General features: G+C 55.4%; 17 protein-coding genes. 13 read left to right on the top strand and 4 right to left on the bottom strand.

The genetic code is table 11. The features are described 5' to 3' along the window. Window positions 1-115 precede the first annotated feature (115 nt). The 8 genes from ACR0IY_RS08190 to ACR0IY_RS08155 all read left to right on the top strand — a co-directional run bounded on the left by ACR0IY_RS08190 (window position 116) and on the right by ACR0IY_RS08155 (window position 11763). Window positions 116-700, top strand: a complete 585-nt coding sequence (locus ACR0IY_RS08190; RefSeq protein ID WP_480672106.1) for an ANTAR domain-containing response regulator — start codon at window positions 116-118, stop codon at window positions 698-700. Continuing rightward, window positions 697-1866 (top strand): CmpA/NrtA family ABC transporter substrate-binding protein, encoded by a 1170-nt coding sequence (locus ACR0IY_RS08185; protein WP_480672066.1) that lies wholly within the window; start codon window positions 697-699, stop codon window positions 1864-1866. Before ACR0IY_RS08190 ends, ACR0IY_RS08185 begins: the two co-directional genes overlap by 4 nt. Window positions 1867-2138: 272 nt before the next feature. Beyond that, window positions 2139-3503 (top strand): CmpA/NrtA family ABC transporter substrate-binding protein, encoded by a 1365-nt coding sequence (locus tag ACR0IY_RS08180; RefSeq protein WP_480672064.1) that lies wholly within the window; start codon window positions 2139-2141, stop codon window positions 3501-3503. 72 nt (window positions 3504-3575) lie between these two features. Further along, window positions 3576-4658, top strand: a complete 1083-nt coding sequence (locus ACR0IY_RS08175; protein ID WP_480672062.1) for an ABC transporter permease — start codon at window positions 3576-3578, stop codon at window positions 4656-4658. Between the two features lie 5 nt (window positions 4659-4663). Then, on the top strand, window positions 4664-6343 hold the full coding sequence (locus ACR0IY_RS08170) for an ABC transporter ATP-binding protein (RefSeq protein ID WP_480672060.1): 1680 nt from the start codon (window positions 4664-4666) through the stop codon (window positions 6341-6343). Between the two features lie 4 nt (window positions 6344-6347). Then, window positions 6348-8783: a nitrite reductase large subunit NirB gene (gene nirB, locus ACR0IY_RS08165; protein WP_480672058.1), complete on the top strand. Its 2436-nt coding sequence runs from the start codon at window positions 6348-6350 to the stop codon at window positions 8781-8783. Continuing rightward, entirely contained in the window at window positions 8780-9112 is a 333-nt protein-coding gene (gene nirD, locus ACR0IY_RS08160; protein ID WP_480672057.1) for a nitrite reductase small subunit NirD, read from the top strand. The genes nirB and nirD overlap by 4 nt, the downstream gene beginning before the upstream one ends. Then, the gene (locus tag ACR0IY_RS08155) at window positions 9112-11763 is read left to right on the top strand and encodes a molybdopterin-dependent oxidoreductase (protein WP_480672055.1); all 2652 of its coding nucleotides are present in this window, start codon (window positions 9112-9114) and stop codon (window positions 11761-11763) included. Before nirD ends, ACR0IY_RS08155 begins: the two co-directional genes overlap by 1 nt. A gap of 293 nt (window positions 11764-12056) precedes the next feature. On the opposite strand, the gene ACR0IY_RS08150 is transcribed toward ACR0IY_RS08155, so the two are convergent. Next, complete coding sequence (locus tag ACR0IY_RS08150; RefSeq protein ID WP_480672053.1) at window positions 12057-12932, bottom strand: hypothetical protein; 876 nt, start codon at window positions 12930-12932, stop codon at window positions 12057-12059. Between the two features lie 92 nt (window positions 12933-13024). Continuing rightward, window positions 13025-14059 carry an alpha/beta hydrolase gene (locus tag ACR0IY_RS08145; RefSeq protein ID WP_480672051.1) on the bottom strand — a complete coding sequence of 345 codons (1035 nt, stop codon included), beginning with the start codon at window positions 14057-14059 and terminating at the stop codon, window positions 13025-13027. Window positions 14060-14215: 156 nt separating this feature from the next. Here ACR0IY_RS08145 and ACR0IY_RS08140 point away from each other — a divergent pair, with 156 nt between their 5' ends. Continuing rightward, window positions 14216-15133 carry a LysR family transcriptional regulator gene (locus tag ACR0IY_RS08140; RefSeq protein ID WP_480672049.1) on the top strand — a complete coding sequence of 306 codons (918 nt, stop codon included), beginning with the start codon at window positions 14216-14218 and terminating at the stop codon, window positions 15131-15133. Between the two features lie 543 nt (window positions 15134-15676). On the opposite strand, the gene ACR0IY_RS08135 is transcribed toward ACR0IY_RS08140, so the two are convergent. After that, a complete protein-coding gene (locus ACR0IY_RS08135; protein WP_480672047.1) occupies window positions 15677-16318 on the bottom strand; it encodes an isochorismatase family protein in 642 nt (213 codons plus the stop codon). A 27-nt stretch (window positions 16319-16345) separates the two neighbouring features. After that, window positions 16346-16777: a VOC family protein gene (locus ACR0IY_RS08130; protein ID WP_480672045.1), complete on the bottom strand. Its 432-nt coding sequence runs from the start codon at window positions 16775-16777 to the stop codon at window positions 16346-16348. Between the two features lie 85 nt (window positions 16778-16862). On the opposite strand from ACR0IY_RS08130, the gene ACR0IY_RS08125 reads away from it, so the two are divergent. From ACR0IY_RS08125 to ACR0IY_RS08110, 4 genes are all read left to right on the top strand, one after another. Then, window positions 16863-17759, top strand: coding sequence for a LysR family transcriptional regulator (locus tag ACR0IY_RS08125; RefSeq protein ID WP_480672043.1), 897 nt, complete (start codon window positions 16863-16865; stop codon window positions 17757-17759). Window positions 17760-18556: 797 nt separating this feature from the next. Continuing rightward, a complete protein-coding gene (locus tag ACR0IY_RS08120; protein WP_480672041.1) occupies window positions 18557-19537 on the top strand; it encodes a c-type cytochrome in 981 nt (326 codons plus the stop codon). A gap of 38 nt (window positions 19538-19575) precedes the next feature. Further along, window positions 19576-20907: a sulfite dehydrogenase gene (gene soxC, locus ACR0IY_RS08115; RefSeq protein WP_480672039.1), complete on the top strand. Its 1332-nt coding sequence runs from the start codon at window positions 19576-19578 to the stop codon at window positions 20905-20907. Further along, complete coding sequence (locus ACR0IY_RS08110) at window positions 20894-21580, top strand: c-type cytochrome (RefSeq protein WP_480672037.1); 687 nt, start codon at window positions 20894-20896, stop codon at window positions 21578-21580. Before soxC ends, ACR0IY_RS08110 begins: the two co-directional genes overlap by 14 nt. Window positions 21581-21744: the final 164 nt, after the last annotated feature.

Raw genomic sequence — 21744 nt, 5'->3', positions numbered from 1 at the left:
AGACATTCCGCTTCACTCAAAGAATAGCTGATAAATTGGGCATCGTGGCAGCTTGATGCAGTTTTTGGTGACGTTGGAATTGTGATCCATGAAGCTTGGGTCCAACAAACCCGTCATGAAACAGCACCTGACTGTCGTTGTGGTTGAACAGAACAAAGAACGTGCATTCCAAATAGTGGATGCCTTGAAGGAGTCCGGCGATGTGGACGTCGCTGTGATTGGCAATTTTTCAGGGCTGGCACGTCAGATAGCGACGCATCGTCCAGACATTGTTCTGATCGACATAGACAATCCCTCGCGCGACATGTTGGAAGAATTGACCGTTGCTTCCGGTCCTTTGGAACGTCCAGTAGCGATGTTTGTTTCTGGTGCAGCTGGCGGATTGGCAAAGGCAGCAGTTGAGGCTGGCGTGTCTGCATATGTTGTAGACGGCCTTCAGGCCGACCGGATCAAGCCCGTTATGGATACCGCCATCGCACGGTTTCAGATGCTGCGTCAGATGCGCGTGGAACTAGAAGAAACGCGACGCGCATTAGAAGAGCGTAAGTTGATCGACCGGGCCAAGGGCTTAATTATGAAGGCAAAAGGCCTGCAGGAGGATGAGGCATATGTCCTGCTGCGTAAAACCGCGATGAATCAGAACCGGCGCGTGGCCGACGTAGCGGAGGCCATAGTAACCGCGTCGGGGTTGCTATCATGAGAACAGTAAACCTGCCAGTGGGCTATATGCCCTTGGTTGATGCAGCGCCATTGATCGTTGCGCGCGAGATGGGATTTGACCATTCTGAAGGCATCTCGCTAGACCTACAACCAGCTCCCTCTTGGTCATCACTTCGCGATATGCTGGCATTTGGTCGTGTCGATGCGGCCCATATGCTTTCTCCTGTACCCGTAGCGATCGCCATGGGTTTGGGCGGGATCGAGACACCCCTGTCTGCCGTTTCTGTCCTTTCCTTGAATGGCACCGTGATTGGCGTCAGCACCAAGCTGGCGCAAAGTCTGCGCGATTTGGGGCATGGATTCGATTTTGCGGATGCCGAAGCGGCGGGTGATGTCTTAGCCAAAGCTGCCGGTGATGCTCTTGTCTTCGGAGTACCCTTTCCATTTTCCATGCATGTCGAATTGTTGCGTTATTGGATCGCGCGAACTGTACTTGCTTCGAAAAAAGTCGAAATTCGAACCGTTCCACCGCCCTTGATGGCGCAGGCTATGGCGAGCGGAGAGATTGATGCGTTTTGCGTCGGCGAGCCGTGGGGCTCTTTCATTGTAGACGACAAAGTTGGGGCTTTGTTGCTTCCGGGACGAGCGATCTGGACTTGCGCTCCTGAGAAGGTTTTGGCCGTAAGAAACGATTGGGCCGAGACCGAACCCCACCTATTGGGCAGTCTCATGCGGGCCGTTTGGCATGCAGGGCGCTGGCTTTCTAACCCGGAAAGCCGGACAACTGCGTCTGATATCCTGTCGCGCAAAGCTTACCTGAACGTCTCTCCCGAGTTGATCGACCGCGCCCTTATGGGGGACTTCACAATTTCCGCGCACGGAGAACAGCGCCATGTCGAGGGATTTGTCGAGTTCTTCGATGGTGCCGCCACATTTCCCTGGCGTAGTCAGGCCAAGTGGGTCGCGCATCAACTCGCAATACGAAACGGGTTGGGCACTGGAACTGCGGAACGTCAGGCGGCCAAAGTGTTTCGCAGCGATCTGTACCGCCGCGAGTTACATAGTTTGGGGGCCGAGACCCCAGGGGCATCCGAAAAACTTGAAGGTGCATTGCCAGAGTCGACCGCCGTCGCGTCAACCAATGGCAGTTTGATTCTACCTAGAAACGTGTTTTTCGACCGGCGCATTTTCGAGCCGACCAGGTGATCGTGCACAATTTTTTTGCACTGCAGCATTAAATTTTGCTGCGACGCAGAAAATTCCACGCCAACTTTGCAAAAACTGATGACGCCTCGGCGTGTGGCTGTCTTAATAAGCCCATCGGAACGCAACGACGCTTACCGATGGAATTCGCCCAAAATCTAGGGCCACTTAAAAGAGCAAAGCCGCTCGACCAACCGCCATCTCCTCCCGGCGGTCTGTGTCGGCGGCTTTTTTTTGTTTGCCCAAGGGGTTGGGCTGAACCGAAAGGGATCGAGATGAAAAAGCTACTTCTGAGCCTGGTAGCCACGACTGCGCTTGTTTCTCCGGCCGTTGCTGAGCTGGAACTGGAAAAAGACGAACTAACCTTTGGCTTTATCAAACTGACCGATATGGCGCCGCTCGCTGTCGCTTATGAGCAGGGGTACTTTCTGGACGAGGGTCTTTTCGTCACGCTCGAAGCGCAGGCCAACTGGAAGGTGCTGCTGGACGGCGTAATCGACGGGCAGCTGGACGGGGCGCACATGCTGGCCGGACAGCCTTTGGCCGCGACAATCGGCTACGGGACCGAGGCACATATCATCACACCATTTTCAATGGACCTGAACGGCAACGGCATCACTGTATCCAACGAAATCTGGGAAGAGATGAAGCCGAACATCCCGGTGATGGATGACGGCCGCCCTCAACACCCAATCAGCGCTGAGGCATTGGCTCCGGTCGTTGAGAAATATAAGTCCGAAGGCAAGCCCTTCAACATGGGCATGGTCTTCCCCGTTTCGACGCACAATTACGAGCTACGCTATTGGTTGGCGGCGGGCGGGTTGCATCCGGGCTACTACAGCCCCGAAAATGTGACTGGCCAGATCGGTGCGGACGTATTCCTGTCGGTGACGCCTCCGCCGCAGATGCCTGCGACGCTCGAGGCCGGAACGATCTATGGCTATTGCGTGGGTGAGCCGTGGAACCAGCAGGCCGTGTTCAAGGGCATCGGTGTTCCAGTCATCACCGATTATGAGCTGTGGAAGAACAACCCGGAAAAAGTCTTTGGCCTGAATGCCGAGTTCGCCGAACAATATCCGAACACCACGCTGGCCGTGACCAAAGCGCTGATCCGTGCCGCGATGTGGTTGGACGAAAATGACAACGCCAACCGTCCCGAGGCCGTCGAAATCCTCAGCCGTCCGGAATATGTGGGCGCCGATTATGACGTCATTGCCAACTCGATGACCGGAACGTTCGAATACGAAAAAGGTGACAAACGCGAAGTTCCCGATTTCAACGTGTTCTTCCGGTACAACGCGACCTATCCGTTCTACTCGGACGCTGTTTGGTACCTGACCCAGATGCGCCGTTGGGGTCAGATCGCGGACGCCAAACCGGACGGCTGGTACGACGAGGTGGCCAAGTCCGTCTACAAACCCGAGATCTATCTGGCAGCAGCGCGCCTGCTGGTCGATGAAGGTCTGGCGAATGAGGCTGATTTCCCTTGGGAGAGTGATGGTTACAAAGCCCCGACCCCGGCCGAGGACATCATCGACGGTATCGCCTATGACGGCCGCACCCCCAATGCCTATCTCGAAAGCCTGTCCATCGGTCTGAAAGGCGATCAAAAGATCGTCGGCTCGGACGTACAAGGCTAATCCGAAAACGTTGCGCCCGGCCTACGTCGGGCGCGGACACCAAAGTGCCCCGCCATCGCAAGGACACATCAGATGACAACGGTCGATCCCGAATTCAACGCAGACGCCGCCCGAGAGGAGCGTCGTGCTCGCCTATTCACCCGCATCAATGCCGCCGACAAGTGGTTTCAGGTTCTGGGCCTTAGCTGGGCTACCCCGGTACTGAAAGCCGCCGCTGGAGACAACCCCCGCACCCAGATGACCGAGATCTGGCGTTTACTGGTTGTTCCCCTGTTGTCGATCTGCGCCTTCCTGCTGCTGTGGGCGACACTGGCCCCCAAAGTGCAAACCTCTCTGGGCGCGGTTCCCGGACCGGCCCAGGTCTGGTCTGAAATGGTCAACCTCAACGAAGATGCACAGGCCAAGGCTGCCAAGCGTGCCAAATTCGAGGCCATGGTTGAGAAGCGAAACCAGAAGCTGATCGATGCGGGTCGCGCGGATGAGGTCAAGCAGGTCGCCTATACCGGCGCGCCATCTTACTACCAGCAAATCTGGACCTCGATCAAAACAGTGTTCTTCGGATTTCTGATAGCGACCATTGTTGCCGTCCCGCTTGGTATTGCGGCGGGTCTTTCGCCGACGGCCAATGCCGCTCTGAACCCTCTGATCCAGATCTTCAAACCGGTCTCTCCGCTGGCTTGGTTGCCCATCGTGACCATGATTGTTTCAGCAATCTACGTCACCAATGATGGCTGGTTCGCCAAGTCCTTCCTGATTTCAGCCATTACCGTGACTCTGTGCTCGCTGTGGCCAACTCTGATCAACACTTCGCTTGGCGTGGCATCTATCGACAAGGATTTGGTAAACGTCGCTAAAGTTCTGAAAATGAACACGTATACCAAGATTACCAAACTGGTCCTGCCCTCGGCTCTGCCGCTGATCTTCACCGGACTGCGCCTGTCGCTCGGTGTTGGTTGGATGGTCTTGATCGCGGCTGAAATGCTGGCGCAGAACCCCGGTCTGGGCAAATTCGTCTGGGATGAGTTCCAGAACGGCTCGTCCAGTTCCTTGGCCAAGATTATGGTTGCGGTCTTTACCATCGGCTTCATCGGCTTCCTGCTGGATCGGGTGATGTACGCGCTGCAATCCCTTTTTACCTTCACGAACAACCGGTGAGCGCGATGAGCATTTTAAGCTTCAAAAACGCCTCGAAATCCTTTGGTGAGGGCACCGCGCGTACGGATGTGCTGAAAGGCATCGATCTGGACGTGCAAGAGGGCGAGTTTCTGGTGATCCTCGGCTTCTCGGGCACCGGCAAGACAACCCTGATAAACCTGATGGCCGGGCTGGATAGTCCGACAAGCGGAGAGGTCGTGTTCAAAGGCGCTCCGATCAAGGGGCCTGGGCCGGAGCGGGGCGTGATCTTCCAGAACTATTCGCTGATGCCGTGGCTGACGGTCAGCGGCAATGTTGAGCTGGCTGTTAATACGGTTTTTCCGGGTCTTAGCAAGGCTGAGAAAGCTGAGAAGGTGGCACACTACGTTAAGATGGTCGGGCTTAGTCACGCCGCCACGCGTCGCCCGGCCGAGCTGTCAGGTGGTATGCGCCAGCGGGTAAACGTGGCGCGCGCGCTATCGATGAACCCTGAGGTTTTGTTGCTGGATGAACCGTTGTCTGCGCTCGACGCTCTGACCCGCGCCAATCTGGCGGACGAGATTGAGCACATCTGGGAAGCCGACAAAAAGACCTGCGTGCTGATAACCAATGATGTGGACGAGGCTATCATTCTGGCCGACCGTATCATCACTCTGAACCCTGATGGCACGCTGGGGCAGGAGTTCCGCGTGTCGATCCCGCGCCCGCGTGACCGGGGGGCGATGAACAACGATGAGACGTTCAAACACCTGCGTGCCGACGTCACCAAATACCTGATGGATGTGGGGATCGAAGCCAAGGTCGAAGGTTCACGCATCCTGCCTGACGTCATGCCAATCCATAGTGTGCCCACTGCGGTGGCAGAGGCTCAGAAGGGGATGATCGAAGATCGCTTCCTCGATTTCTCTCAGTTGCACAAGGTGTACCCGACGCCCAAAGGCCCGCTGACCGTGGTCGAGGATTTTGATCTGAAGATCGACAAGGGAGAGTTCATCTCGTTGATCGGTCACTCGGGCTGCGGCAAGTCCACGGTTCTGACCATGGCCGCAGGACTGAACGACATTTCGAAAGGCGCGATCAAATTGGATGGTCGTCACGTCGAGGGGGCCGATCCCGAGCGTGCCGTGGTGTTCCAGTCGCCCAATTTGTTCCCTTGGCTGAGCGCCAAAGAGAACGTCGCGATTGGCGTAGACAAGGTCTACCCCAAGGCCAGCATGGCCGAGCGTCAGGATGTGGTTGAATACTATCTGGAACGCGTCGGTCTGGCTGATGCGATGGACAAGTCCGCCTCTGATCTGTCGAACGGTATGAAACAGCGCGTCGGCATTGCGCGTGCTTTTGCCCTGTCGCCCAAACTCCTGCTGCTGGACGAACCCTTTGGGATGCTCGACAGCCTTACGCGTTGGGAATTGCAAGAAGTTCTGATGGAGGTCTGGTCCCGCACCAAGGTCACCGCGATCTGTGTGACCCATGACGTGGATGAGGCGATCCTGTTAGCCGACCGCGTGGTGATGATGACCAATGGCCCGCAGGCCACGATCGGCAAAATCACCAATGTCGACCTGCCGCGTCCACGCACACGCAAGGCCCTTTTGGAACATCCTGATTACTACGCTTACCGGCAGGAAGTTCTCGATTTCCTAGAAGAATACGAACACGGCGCCAAGCCCAAAACACCTGCCCCAAAGGCGATTGCAGCGGAGTGAAACCATGAAGCAAAGACTTGTTGTCATAGGCGCGGGCATGGCCTCGGGCCGAGTGCTGGAGCACCTGACGGATGTAGCACCCGAAGAATTCGACATCACCTTGTTCAACACAGAACCGCGCGGGAACTATAACCGCATCATGCTCAGCCCAGTGCTGTCTGGTGAAAAGACCTATGAAGAGATCGTCACCCATGACGACGCCTGGTATGCCGAACGAGGCATCGCCTGCCGCTTTGGCGAAGAGGTCGAAAAGATCGACCGCGAAATGAAGGTAGTCGAAGGCGCAAACGGGCATGTACCCTACGACAAGCTGGTAATCGCGACTGGGTCGAAGCCGTTTATTATCCCTCTGCCAGGGCATGATCTGGAAGGGGTGATCGCCTATCGCGATCTGGAAGACACACAGCAGATGATGGGCATGGGCCCGGACAACAAAGTTGTCGTGATTGGCGGCGGTTTGCTGGGGCTTGAAGCTGCGGCGGGCATGGCCGCGCATGGCGTTGACGTCACCGTGGTACACATCATGGGTCACCTGATGGAGCGCCAACTGGACGAAGCTGCCGGGTATCTTTTGAAAAAATCGCTTGAGGAAAAGGGCATCAAGATCTGCCTGCAAGCGAACTCTAAGGAGATCCTTGGTCACGATGGGAAGGTCCGCGCTCTGTTGTTGGATGACGGCACCGAACTACCCTGTGATCTGCTGGTGATGGCTGTCGGTATCCGCCCCAATACGGCGTTGGCTCAAGAGGCAGGGTTGGCTACCGGGCGCGGTGTCCATGTGGATGATCAGATGCTGACATCGGACCCGGATGTCTTTGCGGTGGGGGAATGCGTAGAGCATGACGGAGAGGTCTTTGGCCTTGTTGCACCGCTTTACGATCAGGCGAAAGTGGCGGCGCAGGCTCTTTTGGAAGAGGAAGCTGCGTTTGAGCAGAAAACTCTCTCGACCAAGCTGAAAGTCACGGGTTGCGATCTGTTCAGCGCGGGCGATTTCGCTGACGGACCGGGACGCGAAGATATCGTATTCCGCGACCCCTCGCGCGGGGTCTACAAGCGCCTTGTCATTGAAGAAGATCGCTTGATTGGCGCCGTGATGTATGGCGACACCGCAGATGGCAGTTGGTTCTTCGGCCTGATCAAGGATGGCACCAACATCGACGAAATGCGCGAGACGCTGATCTTCGGACCTGCCTATCAGGGGGGCGATACCGCGGACCCTCTCTCAGCCGTTGCAGCATTGCCGCCTGAGGCGGAGATTTGCGGCTGCAACGGCGTATGCAAGGGCGAGATTGTTGAGGCGATCGGTTCAGGGGCTAACGATCTGGGTACGGTGCGCACAAGCACCAAGGCCAGTGCCTCGTGCGGGACATGCACGCGATTGGTCGAACAATTGCTTCAGGTCACTTTGGGCGATGGTTTCGAAATGCCGACCGCTCAACCGATCTGTGGCTGCACGGACCTGACGCACGAAGATGTGCGGCGTCTGATCAAAGGGCAGGAACTGAAAAGTCAGGCTGCCGTCTGGCAGGAGCTCGGCTGGAATACGCCCAACGGCTGCCATGTCTGCCGCCCAGCGATCAACTATTACCTGCTGGCCGACTGGCCACTAGAGTATCAGGATGACCCGCAAAGCCGGTTCGTCAACGAACGCAAACATGCCAACATCCAAAAAGACGGCACGTTTAGCGTTGTGCCGCGCATGTGGGGCGGGATCACCACGCCTGAGGAACTGCGTGCAATTGCGGATGCCGCAGACAAGTATGACGTGCCAACCGTTAAGGTCACAGGCGGGCAACGGATCGACCTGCTGGGCGTGAAGGGCGAGGATCTGCCCTCGATCTGGTCGGATCTGAACAAGGCTGGGCTGGTTTCGGGGCACGCCTATTCAAAAGGTCTGCGCACCGTAAAAACCTGTGTTGGCACGGATCATTGCAGGTTTGGGACCCAAGACAGCACAGGGCTTGGCGTCAAGATTGAAAAGATACTTTGGGGATCGTGGACACCGCACAAACTTAAGCTGGCCGTGTCCGGTTGCCCCCGCAACTGTGCCGAGGCGACCTGCAAGGATATTGGGGTCGTGTGTGTGGACTCGGGGTATCAGATCAGCATCGGCGGGGCCGCAGGTATGGATGTGAAAGAAACCGAAATGTTGTGTCAGGTTCCAACCGAGCAGGACGCCATCGAGGTCGTAATAGCCGTTGCGCAGGCATATCGCGAAGGCGGTAAATACTTGGACCGCCTGTACAAATGGTTGGGCAAGGTGGGCATGGACTGGGTCAAGGCACAGGTGGTGGACGATCTTGAAAACCGTAGCGCGTTGGTCCGACGGTTTGAACTGTCCCAAAGTATCTACCGCAAAGATCCTTGGGCAGAACACGCGCAGGAAAAAGCGCAGACCTATTTGCCAATTGCAGATTTCACACTGGAGGCCGCGGAATGAGCTGGATTGACATCGGACATATCGACGAAATTCCCTTACGCGGCGCGCGCCTGGTGAAAACACACATCGGTTGCATTGCCGTCTTCCGCACTGCCGAGGCTGAGGTCTTTGCCGCCACCAACAGCTGCCCTCACAGTGGCGGCCCGCTATCCGAAGGTATTGTGCACGGCCAATCCGTGACATGTCCGCTGCACAACTGGGTCTTTGATCTGAATACCGGCGAAGCCCAAGGCGCAGATGATGGGCGCATAACCACTTATTCGGTGCGCCTTGAAAACGGGCGCATCCTGCTGGACGGTAGCGTTCTGACCCGCCGGAGTGCTGCCTGATGGACGGTGCCGGCCTGCCCGAAGTTCGCTCGACCTGCGCTTATTGCGGGGTTGGTTGCGGAGTACTGCTGCGCCCTGATGGGGCCGGGGGGCTGGCCGTTCGGGGTGACCCGGAGCATCCGGCGAACCACGGTCGGCTGTGTTCAAAAGGTTTAGCCTTGGGCGAAACCGTGGGTCTTGAACACCGGTTACTGGCTCCGCGAGCCTTCGGCAAGGACACCTACTGGGACAACGCGCTGCAACTGGTCGCCGATCAGTTCTCTGCAGCGATTAAGGAACACGGGCCAGACAGCGTGGCCTTTTACGTCTCGGGCCAATTGCTGACCGAGGATTACTACGTCGCCAACAAGCTTATGAAAGGCTTCATGGGTTCGGCGAATATCGATACAAATTCTCGGCTTTGCATGGCATCAACCGTTGCCGGGCACAAACGCGCATTCGGGACGGACACGGTGCCTGGAACCTACGAGGATCTGGATCAGGCCGATCTGGTTGTATTGGTTGGATCGAACCTCGCTTGGTGTCATCCGGTTCTTTATCAGCGGATCATGGCAGCGCGCCAAGCTCGTGGTACGAAAATTGTGGTTGTTGATCCCCGTCGAACAGCCACCTGCGAACAGGCCGACCTTCATCTGGCGCTGCGACCGGGCAGCGACGTGGCGCTATTCAACCGCTTGCTGAGCAAAATTCACCAAACTGGGCATGTGTCAGCGGATTTTCTGGATCACAGCATTGGGTTCGCTGAGGCTCTCGAATTGGCACAGCTTGACGATCCCGATGAGATTGGGCTTAGCCCTGATGAGATTGAGGCGTTTTGCGATCTGTGGATTGGTACCGAGCGGGTTGTTACGATCTTCAGTCAGGGCGTGAACCAATCCTCGAGCGGAACCGACAAAGTCAATGCGATCCTCAATTGCCATCTGGCCACAGGTCGGATCGGGCGCGTAGGGATGGGCCCGTTCTCAGTTACCGGCCAGCCGAACGCCATGGGCGGTCGAGAGGTGGGCGGCTTGGCCAATATGCTGGCTTGCCATCTGGACATCGAAAACGAAGACCATCGAACCGCCGTCCAGAGTTTTTGGAATGCACCAACGATACCTCAGAAACAGGGGCTCAAAGCAGTTGACCTGTTCCGCGCTGTCGAAGATGGCAAGATCAAAGCACTTTGGGTCATCCATACCAATCCGGCGGTCAGCATGCCAGACGCGGACAGAGTGAGGGGAGCTATCAAAAACTGCCCATTCACAGTGGTAAGCGACCTGACTGCACAGACAGATACAGCGCGCATCGCAGACGTTTTGCTGCCAGCTGCGGGTTGGGGCGAAAAAAGCGGAACAGTAACCAATTCAGACCGCACGATCAGCAGACAACGCGCCGTTCTGGCACCACCGGGGCAAGCACGCGCGGACTGGGAAATCTTGGCCGAGGTAGGGCGCCGCATGGGCTGGACAGAAGCATTCAGCTATGAGACGCCAGCGCAGATTTTCCGGGAATATGCTAACATGACTTCGCTTTCTGGGTCATTTGGCAAAGACTTGGACATTTCAGGGTTTTCGAACATTGATGACGAAGATTATGAAGCGCTTGGTCCAACTCGGTGGCCGACGACATCGAGCAATTCAGACGGGCGCTTCTTCGAAGATAGACAATTTTTTCACTCTGATGGCAAAGCGCGGTTTGTGCCTGTCAGCCACCGGCCACCCGAGGCCGTGACGTCCATACAATACCCGTATCTGTTGAACACGGGGCGAAATCGGGATCAGTGGCACACTATGACCCGGTCCGGTTTGTCTCCTCGTCTATCAGCCCACCTTGCCGAACCTTATGTTGACGTTAACCCCAAGGACGTTGATGAACTTGGTCTCAACTCTGCAGATTTGGTAGAACTTAGCAGTTCAATTGGAAGCGGTATCTTTCGACTTCGCACCTCGGAAGCTGTCGCGCCAGGCCAAGTGTTTGCGCCTATTCACTGGACGGGTGAAACTGCGCCATCAGCCCGTGTTGATGCGCTTATTCCAAGTGTAATTGATCCGATTTCCGGGCAACCGGAAAGCAAGTCAACAGCGGTGTCTGTAAGGCGTATGAATGCCGCATGGTACGGTTTCGCCGTTTCAGTTTCTGCCGCCTCGCCTAAAGCAGACTATTGGGCGACGGCCAGAACGCCCAATGGCTACAGGATGGAGTTGGCCGGGAAAAAGGCCATCGAGAATTGGGAAAGTACTGCCCGAGAATGGTTTGGATTACACGATGCAGTGGCCACCTCTGTAGAAGATGCGAAGGGTGGATCATTTAGAATCGCGCTCTCAGAGGGGCGGCGCATTCTGGCGATGCTCTTCGTCTCCCGCCAACCTATCACACTGATGCGAGACTACTTGGCAACCTTGCCCGACGACGCGCTCCACCAGGTGTTGTCCGGCCGCTCAACTGAATCATTTGAAGACAGCGGACCTATCGTCTGTTCGTGCTTCGGAGTCGGACTAAGAACGATTGTCCGCGCCATTCACGACAAGCTTTTGATCAGCGTGGACGATATCGGAGAGGCCCTTCAGGCTGGAACGAACTGTGGTTCATGCCGACCAGAGATAGCCGATTTGGTCATTGAGCATTCGAAACCTCTGCACCACAAATCGGAACAGTGCGTGCTGGAATAATTCAGGCGGTGGTATTTTTCTGGCTGCAAGTTGCGTGTTCGATCCTTGTCTCACATCCGTAGACTTGTTCGCCGCGATACCGCCGCTGGTTCAAACAAAGATTGTGCTCTTGGCTGATTTCTCTGTGTTCGATGCAGGTCGTTGGGGCATTCACTGTGATAATCCGAAATGACGGGGCACTATGTGGCATTTCGATCGCCAGTTGGATGTCGGCTTAAGGCCGCCAGCTAACTCCCAGTGCATGTGCAAAAGGCGGAAGTCTGTCGCGATGGAAACCTGCGTATATGCGTCCTTTAGTCGAGGTTTTGTATCGCCTGAGACGGGAATTCCCCATAGGATGCATCATAGAAAAAAGTCAGCCAAATTGACGGTCCATCGAAGAGTATGTCGGAAATCCCCCGCGACTGAGACCCCACGCTCAGCGGAAAAATGTCCCCATCAGTTTCAACACGCAACAGCCTAGCGTTCGGATACTTCTCGTGACCCCGATAACCTCCAACAACAACTGAGCCGCTGACGATTTCAACGGATTCCAAGTTGCCAAAGCCGTTTGCAAGACTTACGGCGGCATCCCCATTGCCGGAATTTGGAACCCAGTACAAAGCGCTGTCCCAGGCATCGTCGCTGCCCCAGGATACCGCGTAAATTCCTGTCTCTGTGATCGCAAAGCGGGCAAGCCCACCAATGCGCAAATCTTCGAGGTAAGGTTGAGTTTGTCCGGTTTGGGCTGCGACCGACAGGAATGCGCCGCGCCCAAAATCACTCACGAGAAGGGTGTCGTCGTCGAGAGCTTCGATGTCGTAGAGAAAAACACCATCGTCATCGAGAGCCTGCCGCCAGTTTACCGTTCCATCCAGCGCGGTAGAGATGATCTCATTGCCATCCACAATGACAATCTGGTTGCCAGAACGCACCATTCCGGTCGGGTTGCGCAGGCCGTGCCCATCCGAAAGTTCGATTTCTGCGGTCGCGCCGTCAGGAGTGAGCTTGTAGAGCCCGCCATTGGTGGCATCCGAGCCGAACTCTTCGTCTGGCCCACCCGGTCCAATGGATGCCGCGTAAAGATCGCTTCCCAGTGGCAAAACGGCTTCGGTGTAAGGCGGCAGCGTCTGCTCGGCAAAAATAGGGCTGGCTGCAGCGCATGCAGCCATTAGCCAAAGAACTTTCATCGCAAATATTTCTCCTGTGAAGTAATACTCCATGCTTCCGCTCGTTTCCCGGCAATGATCGCTTTGGGGCGTCCGTGATGAGCCGGTCTGCATCAAAGGATCCGGTCGAAAGCAAGAAAGTGCGGGGCCAGTGCGTTGACGGCTGTGTCAATGATCAGCGGATCTTCGTAAAACTGAAGCTGGTTGGCACCGTCGATCCAATGCAGTGTCTTCTGCTCAGACGCGATATCTTCAAAAATGCGGCGCGGAATGTCTTGGCCGCTTGCTGCTCTGTCACCATGGATCATCAATACAGGCAGGCTCAGTTGAGGGGCCGTTTCGTCGATCCGCCAGCCCCAAATTCCGGCTTCGCTCATCGCGGTGATGCGGTTTTCCCACCCACCTTTGAACGTCAGCCATGGGGCTCTGTTGTCCCAAGGCAGGTACCAGTCTGCAATGGGCGTTGCGGTCAGAAGGGCATCCTGAGAGCCGACGATTGGAATGTAGCTTGCTTCCCCTGTATTTGCGAAGTCGGCGGCTGCTTTTGTCGCGCGTTCCATGCGTGCTTGAACTGCGGCATCGCTGCCAAGGTACATTTTGGCGGTTTCCGCAGTCAGATAGTGGCCCGCTACAACACCGAGAGACGCCACTCGTTCGTCTATCACGGCTGTTTCTATCGCCCAGTTGACGCCTTGGCAGATGCCAAGAAGATGAAGTCGATTTGCGTCAATACCTTCCTGGTTCGCAAGGAACCCGAGGGCAGCTTGGCAGTCTTCAACCTTGGCTTCACCAGACTCATGGCGTCGAGGGGTGCCAGTACTTTCTCCGTGATAGCGTGGATCGAAAATCAGAACGGCCATCCCGCGCGATGCCAGGCGGGTTGCATATTGTACGGGCGACTGTTCCTTCACGAAAGCAACCGGCCCAATAATCACGACCGCTGGGTGTGGCCCCTCCGCGTCGGGCATCAGCAACTTTCCAAGAATGGTTTCGCCAGAACTGTCAAAGGACACCGTCTGGATATCGTAGGAGCCAAGTGCCGATTGATCTACTTCACCGGATGCCGCCGCGGCACTGGACAGGGCCGCAATTGTTCCGGTCACGGGGGTTGCAATGGCAATTGAGTTGAACGCGCGTCGTGTAATCATTGCGGTTGTCCTTTCGTATTCAGTTTGATGGCCTTCGCACCCTAAAGATCATGGGCGGAACGCCTGATCGGGCGCGACCGGATTGGCTTCACTTGTCAGGTAGCCTGCGATGGACATAAGTTGGATGACGAAAATGGCATGAGGGGCATGCGGAAAATGAATGATGGTCTGACTTCTCTGGATGTGCGGACTTTACGGTTCCTTCAGTTCCTGCTTCGCACAGGCAGCGTGACTCGCACTGCAATCCATCTGGGGATCAGTCAGCCCGCCGCCAGTCGCATTCTCGCCCGGGTGCGCGACTTGATAGAAGATCCAGTGCTGATCCGAACGCAGTCCGGATACCAGTTGACGGATCATGCTCTGGGCTTGAATGAACCTGTCGATGCTGCACTGTCAGCAATAGCTGACGTATTCAGGCCATCCGTCTTCGATCCGGCACAGTCAAGCCATTGCTATCGCATCGCCTCGACAGATTATGGTGTCGCGGCTGTCCTGGGACCAATGATGGACGCCTTTGCCGTTACCGCACCAGAATTAAGGTTCGATGTCTCACCGCTGGTGCCGCAAAGCTTTGACGATCTTGAAAAAGGAGCAATTGATCTGCTGCTATATGCGGAATTGGATGTCAGGGACGACCTGCTTGTTCAAAAGCTATTTGATGAAACTTACGAAGTTCTATTCCGACGGGGCCATCCCCTTGAGGGGGAGGCGACATCGAAGCAAGCTCTTGGTCCGCAAGACGTGTCCCCATACCGGTTAATCGAGTTCAGTTTTCCAGACACGACGGGTTTGCAACCGGATACGATCATGCGCAAGGAAGGAGATGGTTCGAATGCCGTGTTCCAGCAGCCCTACTTCACCACGCTGCCATTTCTGATAGGGCAGACGGATGCGGTTGCAGCTGTCCCCAAGCGGCTGGCAAGGCAAGTCCAGAAATTGACATCTCTTTGTTCTGTGCCGTTTCAGCCGTATTGCGGTTTCCCTTACTACTTGGTCCGCCACGAGCGTAGCCGTTTCAATCCAGCGGTTAATTGGTTGAGAAAACAAGCGCAGGAGATCACCAAGTCCAACTGATTAGATATTCGGGCGATGATGTTGGTTTGAACGTGAGAATTTCGAAGTACAGAGAGGCCCGCCAACTCACCACCCACTTTTGGGTCCGACGAAACCTCAACCCATAAACGGCAGGTTTGTTGGGCTGAGTTGCAACATCGACTGTTGCCGTTACATCTCTGCTCAGAGCTGTACTTCAAACCTTAGCCTACATTCCAGCTCTGCCATCGCAGCGGTGGCGATTGGTGTCGAACGGCAGGAATGGCCGTTTCAATATTGGCTTACTGCTTGAAAGAGTAAGTTTTCCCGATGCAATACTCAGCATTCTCGATCAAATTTTTCAATTCCATCGACGCTTGCTTTGGCAGAGTTGTCCCAGGGTATGCAGGCAAAGCCTGATTTAAATTCGAATTCACTGACTGGGGATGACGCCCCAGCCAAATGTTGGGTTTACCAAGTTGAATTCGGGTCGACTTTGAACAGATGTTCCATGAACACACGGGTGACGGCCTGCAATTTGTCCGCACGCGCGTGGTCGCGTTGCAACTCGGCTGGAACGACGTTCTAGGTGATCGGTTCGACCCCGGCCTCGATCATGCGGCGCATACCGTTTTCGTGGCTGAGCTGAGTGATTGAGCCAACAGCGTCTTCCGGAACATAGACATCATACCCGGCAAGTTCGGCCTCAATCGCAGGGTAGGCCAGACAAACATCTGTCCAGAGACCACCCATAATCAGCTTTGTCCGGCCTGTTGCTTCGACTGCGGCGACAAACTCGGGTTCTTCCCAGGCGTTGACATTTGTTCGGTCGATAAAGACAGCGTTTGGGGCTAGTTTGCTCAGTTCTTCGATCATCGGATCATAACCGCTCAGGCCCACGGCGACATGACTGAAAATGATCGGGATGTCATAGATCACGGCGGTCTTGATCAGGCCAGTGGTGTTGTTGATCAGCTCTTCGTGATCGATATTCTGAACCCCAGCCAGAATCGGCGGCTGGTAGTCGATCAGGATCAACGCCGAGTTGGTTGGTGAAAGAAACGGGTCCTCGTTGTTCGCCCGGACCGGCGTGCCCTGATAGCCTTCTGGGTAGGTCGCGACGCCATCCACCGTTTTAATCATCGGGGTCTCTGCCATTGCAGGGAGTGCCACGGCGCTAAATGCCAGGCTCAAGGCCGTCGCGAACGGTTTGATTAAGTTGGTCATGAGAGTGTCTCCATTGGTCGTTGAGGTTCAACCGTGCACATGCTCGGCGATCAGTTGCGCGACAGAGGGGCCGGGGCCGACGAGCTCCAGAACATTGCGATCCGGGTCGCGGATGAAAATAGTTTTAGTGCCGCGGAATTCGCGGCGCCCGGTGATGGCGATGCCGTTTTCGGTGACAAAGTTTTCGGTCGCCTCGGCGTCCTTTACCTTGAGGGCCAGATGGGTGATGCCCGGGTATTTTTCGACTTCGTCCATCAGGACGTTTGCACCCGCTTTTGCCGTTGCCGGACCCAACAAGTTGATGTTGATCCCCGAGGGATGGAGCATCACCAACGGATGCCCGTTGTCAAAACCGCCATCTGCGATCATCTCGAACCCCAACAGCTCATAGAAGGTGACGGATTCATCGCGGTTGCTAATACGGATGCCGATGTGATCGAAGTTTTTGATGTCCAACATGATTTGGCCTTTCCTTTGCTTGCAACAAAGGTAGCTATGCCTGTATTGAACTTTAATAGCTCAATCAGAATGGCATTTATTCCATATGGATCACAATAAAGATCTTTTTGACGGCATGGTTCTGTTCTGCACAGTGGTGGAGAAGGAAGGTATGAGTGCAGCGGCAAAACTGCTGGGCCATACGCCGAGCCATGTCAGCAAAGAGATCGCGCGGCTGGAAGCGCGGCTTGGTACACGACTCTTGAACCGGACAACACGCCGGATCAGCCTGACGGAATCCGGGCGCATCTACTATGAAAATGCCCGCCGGATGGTGGATGACACCCGCGCGGTGCAAAGCCGGTTGCATTCGGTTGGCGACCGGCCCTTTGGGGAGCTTCGGATGAGCGTACCCGTGGTTTTCGCGCATGGGTGGCTGAATGACTGGCTGCCCGAGTTTCTCCAGCGATACCCGGAGGTTGATCTGAACATCGACGTATCCGAACGCCGCGCCGACATGATTGGTGAAGGCATCGACCTGCTGGTGCGTATCGGCGATTTGCCCCCGTCCGACCTGATCACCCGCGAGATCTTTCGCACGCAGGGTCTTACAGTAGCTTCGCCCGTTTATCTGAAGCACAATAGTACACCGCGTCATCCCAATGAACTCAAAGACCATGAACTGATTGACTTCTCGTTTCACGGGGTCTCACAAAATTGGACCTATCCGGGACCAGACGGAGAAGTGATCACAGTGCCAATCGCCCCGCGTATACGTTGCAACGACGCCCATACCGAAAAAGTGCTTGCCGTTGCCGGGCGTGGAATTACCCGCCTGCCAGAACTTTCCTGTCAGGCGGAACTCGATGCCGGGACCTTGGTGGCGCTGTTGCCCGATTTCCGCCCGCCCTCGATCGCGGTCAACGTGATCTATGCCAGCCGTCACAACCTGCCTGCAAAGACCCGTGCCATGATCGACTTTCTGGTCGAAAAGAGCGGCTGAAGAGATGACGCAGGCGGGTTGATTATCCTGCCAGTTGAGCAAACTGCTAAAATGAAGAGAGACCTAGATTGAATTGACCTTTTCGGATCATGTTGACCAATTCAATGCCAAGTTCCGCCATAACTTCTTCGAGATTTCGATAAGACACATCGTATCGAGATAAATGAGAATAGCGTAGAAATTCACTTCTTTCGGAATGTGTGGAGCCGTGAATAAGATTGTTTCGGTCTGCCCCTGTCATTTAGCGCATGCGCTACCAAAACTACGCTTGATCTGACAGGTGGGAACAGTGTTTGCGACCTAACCACCTAGCTTGCAAATGACACCCACTGCCGCCCGAAGATTTGGTCAGGAATTACCTGAAAAAGAGGGTTGGGAAAACGTCCAAACTCAAAATTGGGCAACCGAAGAATGCTTAACTAACCCTCATACCAAGACAGATATGTGTAGATGTGGTAATGCTTTAGCATCGTCCTAAAACCCTCGAGGTCGAACCGGCTGGTCGGGAAGCAACAATGGCGCGTTTGTTAAAAATTTTAGTTCGCATATTCATTTGCGCAGTGGCACTCATCATTCTTTTCTTTTGGCTATGGGCCGTCCCTAGTGTTGAGTCTCACCCGATCGCAACCGATGCTGAAACCATCGCGAGAGGGAAATATCTGACCGCAGCCGGCGATTGCACATCTTGCCACACCACCCCAGGTGGAGCTGCGTTTGCAGGGGGACTCAAGCTCGATACTCCGTTTGGTGGGATATATTCCGCGAATATCACCCCTTCTGAAAAGGGCATCAAAGGCATGAGCTCGGCTGAGTTCTACCAAGTCCTCGCTTATGGTTCCTATGAAACCTTTCGGCCACTCTATCCTGCGATGCCCTATCCTTCATACCACTTGGTTACGCGCGCGGATTCCGATGCGATGTTTGCGTATCTGATGACACAGGCGCCGGTTGACCAAGGTGTTCCAAAAAACGAATTAAGCTTTCCCTTCAATATCAGACAGCTTGTGCTTTTCTGGAATGTGCTCTTTGCGCAGAGGGGGGAATACGAACCCGATAAGTCCCACGATGCAGCGTGGAACCGCGGAGCCTATCTGGTCGAAGGGCTGGGTCATTGCGGCGCCTGTCACACACCACACAACGTTTTTGGGGCTGCCGAGCATGACCGGGCGCTGGCCGGGGCACCGCTTGCTGACTATGAAGCGCCCGATATTCGGCCCGGTGCAATGAAACAACGCGGATGGAATACGGAATATCTGACCGAATACTTCAAAACAGGCAGGGGGCCTAAAGGGACCGCATTCAAGGAAATGTATCTGGTGGTGAAGAATTCACTTTCGCAGCTGACAGATGAAGACCGGTTCGCCATTGCCACTTATCTTCTGGATCTGTCATCAGCCCCAAGGGTCGAAAACAACGTTGCGCTAGTCTCCGCAGATATCGGGACTGTCGAACCGTACCCCGAGGGGCGAACATTGTTTTTGAACAATTGTTCGATGTGTCACGGTCCGCGCGGCAAGGGAGTGAAAGATGGAGCGCCACCTTTGGCAGGCAATTCCACGCTAGCACAGGTCGGGGGCCGCAATATGCTCTATGCAATTGTTAACGGGTTTCCTGAACCCAGATCCGTCCCCAATTCCAGCCCGATGCCTGCCTACAAGGACCGTTTGACTCCGACTCAGATCGTACAATTGGCCAATTACCTACGTCACACCTTCGCGGCCGAAACACCCGATCTGCCCAAGTTCACGGAGGCCGACATAGAGGCACTATTGAAGTAAGTGGCGCTGGCCAAGACCAGGAAAAATTGGATTTTGACATGAGTGATGATCAAGACAAGCAGGCAAAAGGCGGTACCAACGTCACACGGCGCAGCGTGCTGACGAGCGGTCTTGGTGTGGCCACTGGTTCGGCGGCCACTTTGGTTGCGGGTCTCGGGGCTGAGGGCGCGGCAGCTGGCCCCTTGCAACGCCCATGGGCGACCGAACTTGGCGATCCGGTCGGTACAAATCCCTATGGCCACCCGTCATCATTCGAAAAGACAGTGGTCCGTCGCCCGACCCCAAGCAAATATTCGCCAAAGGGCTATGTGCCGCCAATGAACGAGTCCTCTTGGACTGGGACGCCGTTACAGGATTTGCGCGGGATCATCACTCCCAACGGGCTGTTCTATGAACGATCTCATGGTGGTTACGCAGACATGGATCCCGCAAGCCACAAAGTGGTCATTCACGGGCTTGTCGACCGCAACCTTGAACTCAGCATGGAGGATCTGCGCCGCTTTCCCACTGTCACCACTTTCAGGTTTCTTGAATGTTCCGGCAACAGCGATCTGACCTGGGGAAAGGCAACTTATGGCGGGCAAGAAACGTCACCATTTTTGACCGCTCAAGATATTCACGGGCTCCTCAGCTGCGCAGAATGGACCGGTGTACGGCTGTCCGACCTGCTGCGTGAGGCTGGAGCCAATACGGAAAGGGCCAAGTGGCTGATCGTCGAAGGCGCAGATTCCGGAGCAATGGCACGTAGCTTACCGATGGCTCGGGCGCTGGACGATTGCATTCTTGCCTTTGCACAAAATGGCGAAATGCTGCGCCCCGAACAGGGGTATCCGGTACGGCTGCTAGCGCCAGGGTGCGAAGGCAATCTGAACATCAAATGGGTGCAGCGGATAGAAGTCACCGACCAGCCCTTGTTTGCGACATTTGAAACCGGTCAGTACACCGATCTGCAAAAGTCGGGCAAAGCATGGATTTCCTCGCTAGTGATGGAGGCCAAATCGGTCATTACTTTCCCGTCGGGCGGTCAGTCCCTGCCCGAAAAAGGGTTCTACCAGATCCGAGGCATCGCTTGGTCCGGGCGTGGGAAAATCTCACATGTTGATGTGTCACTGGATGGCGGGCGCAATTGGACACCGGCGCAACTCACGGAGCCGGTGATGTCGAAATGCCTGACCGAGTTCACCATGCCTTGGAGATGGGACGGAAGCGAGACCCTTTTGATGAGTCGTGCCACTGACGAAACAGGCTATACGCAGCCCTTCGTTCAGCAGATCGTCGAAGCGCGCGGCAAGTTCTCATCCTACCACAACAACGGCATTCAAACGTGGCGTGTTGAAAGCAATGGCGAGGTGTATAATGCGACGGGTTGACCTGGCTTTCTGGGCCATTCTGCCACTGTTGGCCTCTGGGCCGGCTGTTGCACAGACCACCCACTGTAGTGATCGCCCCCTGTGTCTTGGTCAGACTATCTCCGAAGCAGATCTGGCGGTCTGGTCCCTTAACGTTTTCCCCGATGGAACAGGGCTTCCCGATGGAACGGGCAGCGCAGAAGAGGGTCGTCAAATTTACAGGGACAAATGCTCGGCCTGCCATGGCGATAAAGGCGTTGGGGTGAAAGTTTTGCTGGATCGCGGGGCATTTCCCACTCTTGTCGGTTCGACGCCTCCGTTGACCGATACAGAAAATCAGCCTGCGCAAACTGTGGGCAGCTACTGGCCGTATGCCACAACATTCTTTGATTACGTCCGCCGAGCCATGCCGTTTGCAACGGCCCATTCACTAAGCGATGACGAAGTCTATGCCCTTACTGCGTATATCCTGGTGCTGAACGACATCCTACCCGCAGGAGCAAGCCTGGATCGAGACAGTCTGATGCAGGTGACAATGCCCAATGTCGATGGTTTCATTTGCGATGCCCGTCCTGACGTGTTCGCGCCCCGCTGCATGTCGAATTGTGCAACACCTAGCGATACGGGCTTATTGATCGGATCAGGCGAAAATTATGGCAAACCGGTTCCGTTAACGGATTGCATGGTTCGATAGTGGTCGGCATCTTCAAGTTCGGATGAAGTCCCGCAATTGGCCAATGCGACCTGGACCAATCAGATCAGAACGATTGCAACCCAAACCGACGTTTGTTTTCGGCTTTTAGGACACTGTTGGTTCGTTTGAGGACTATAGGGTGTAATCAGAAAAACGCTGTTTCG

The sequence above is a fragment of the Ruegeria sp. BC1 genome, from assembly GCF_056539305.1.
The sequence above is the reverse complement of the archived record's forward strand: the minus strand, read 5'-3'. Positions and strand labels throughout refer to the sequence as shown.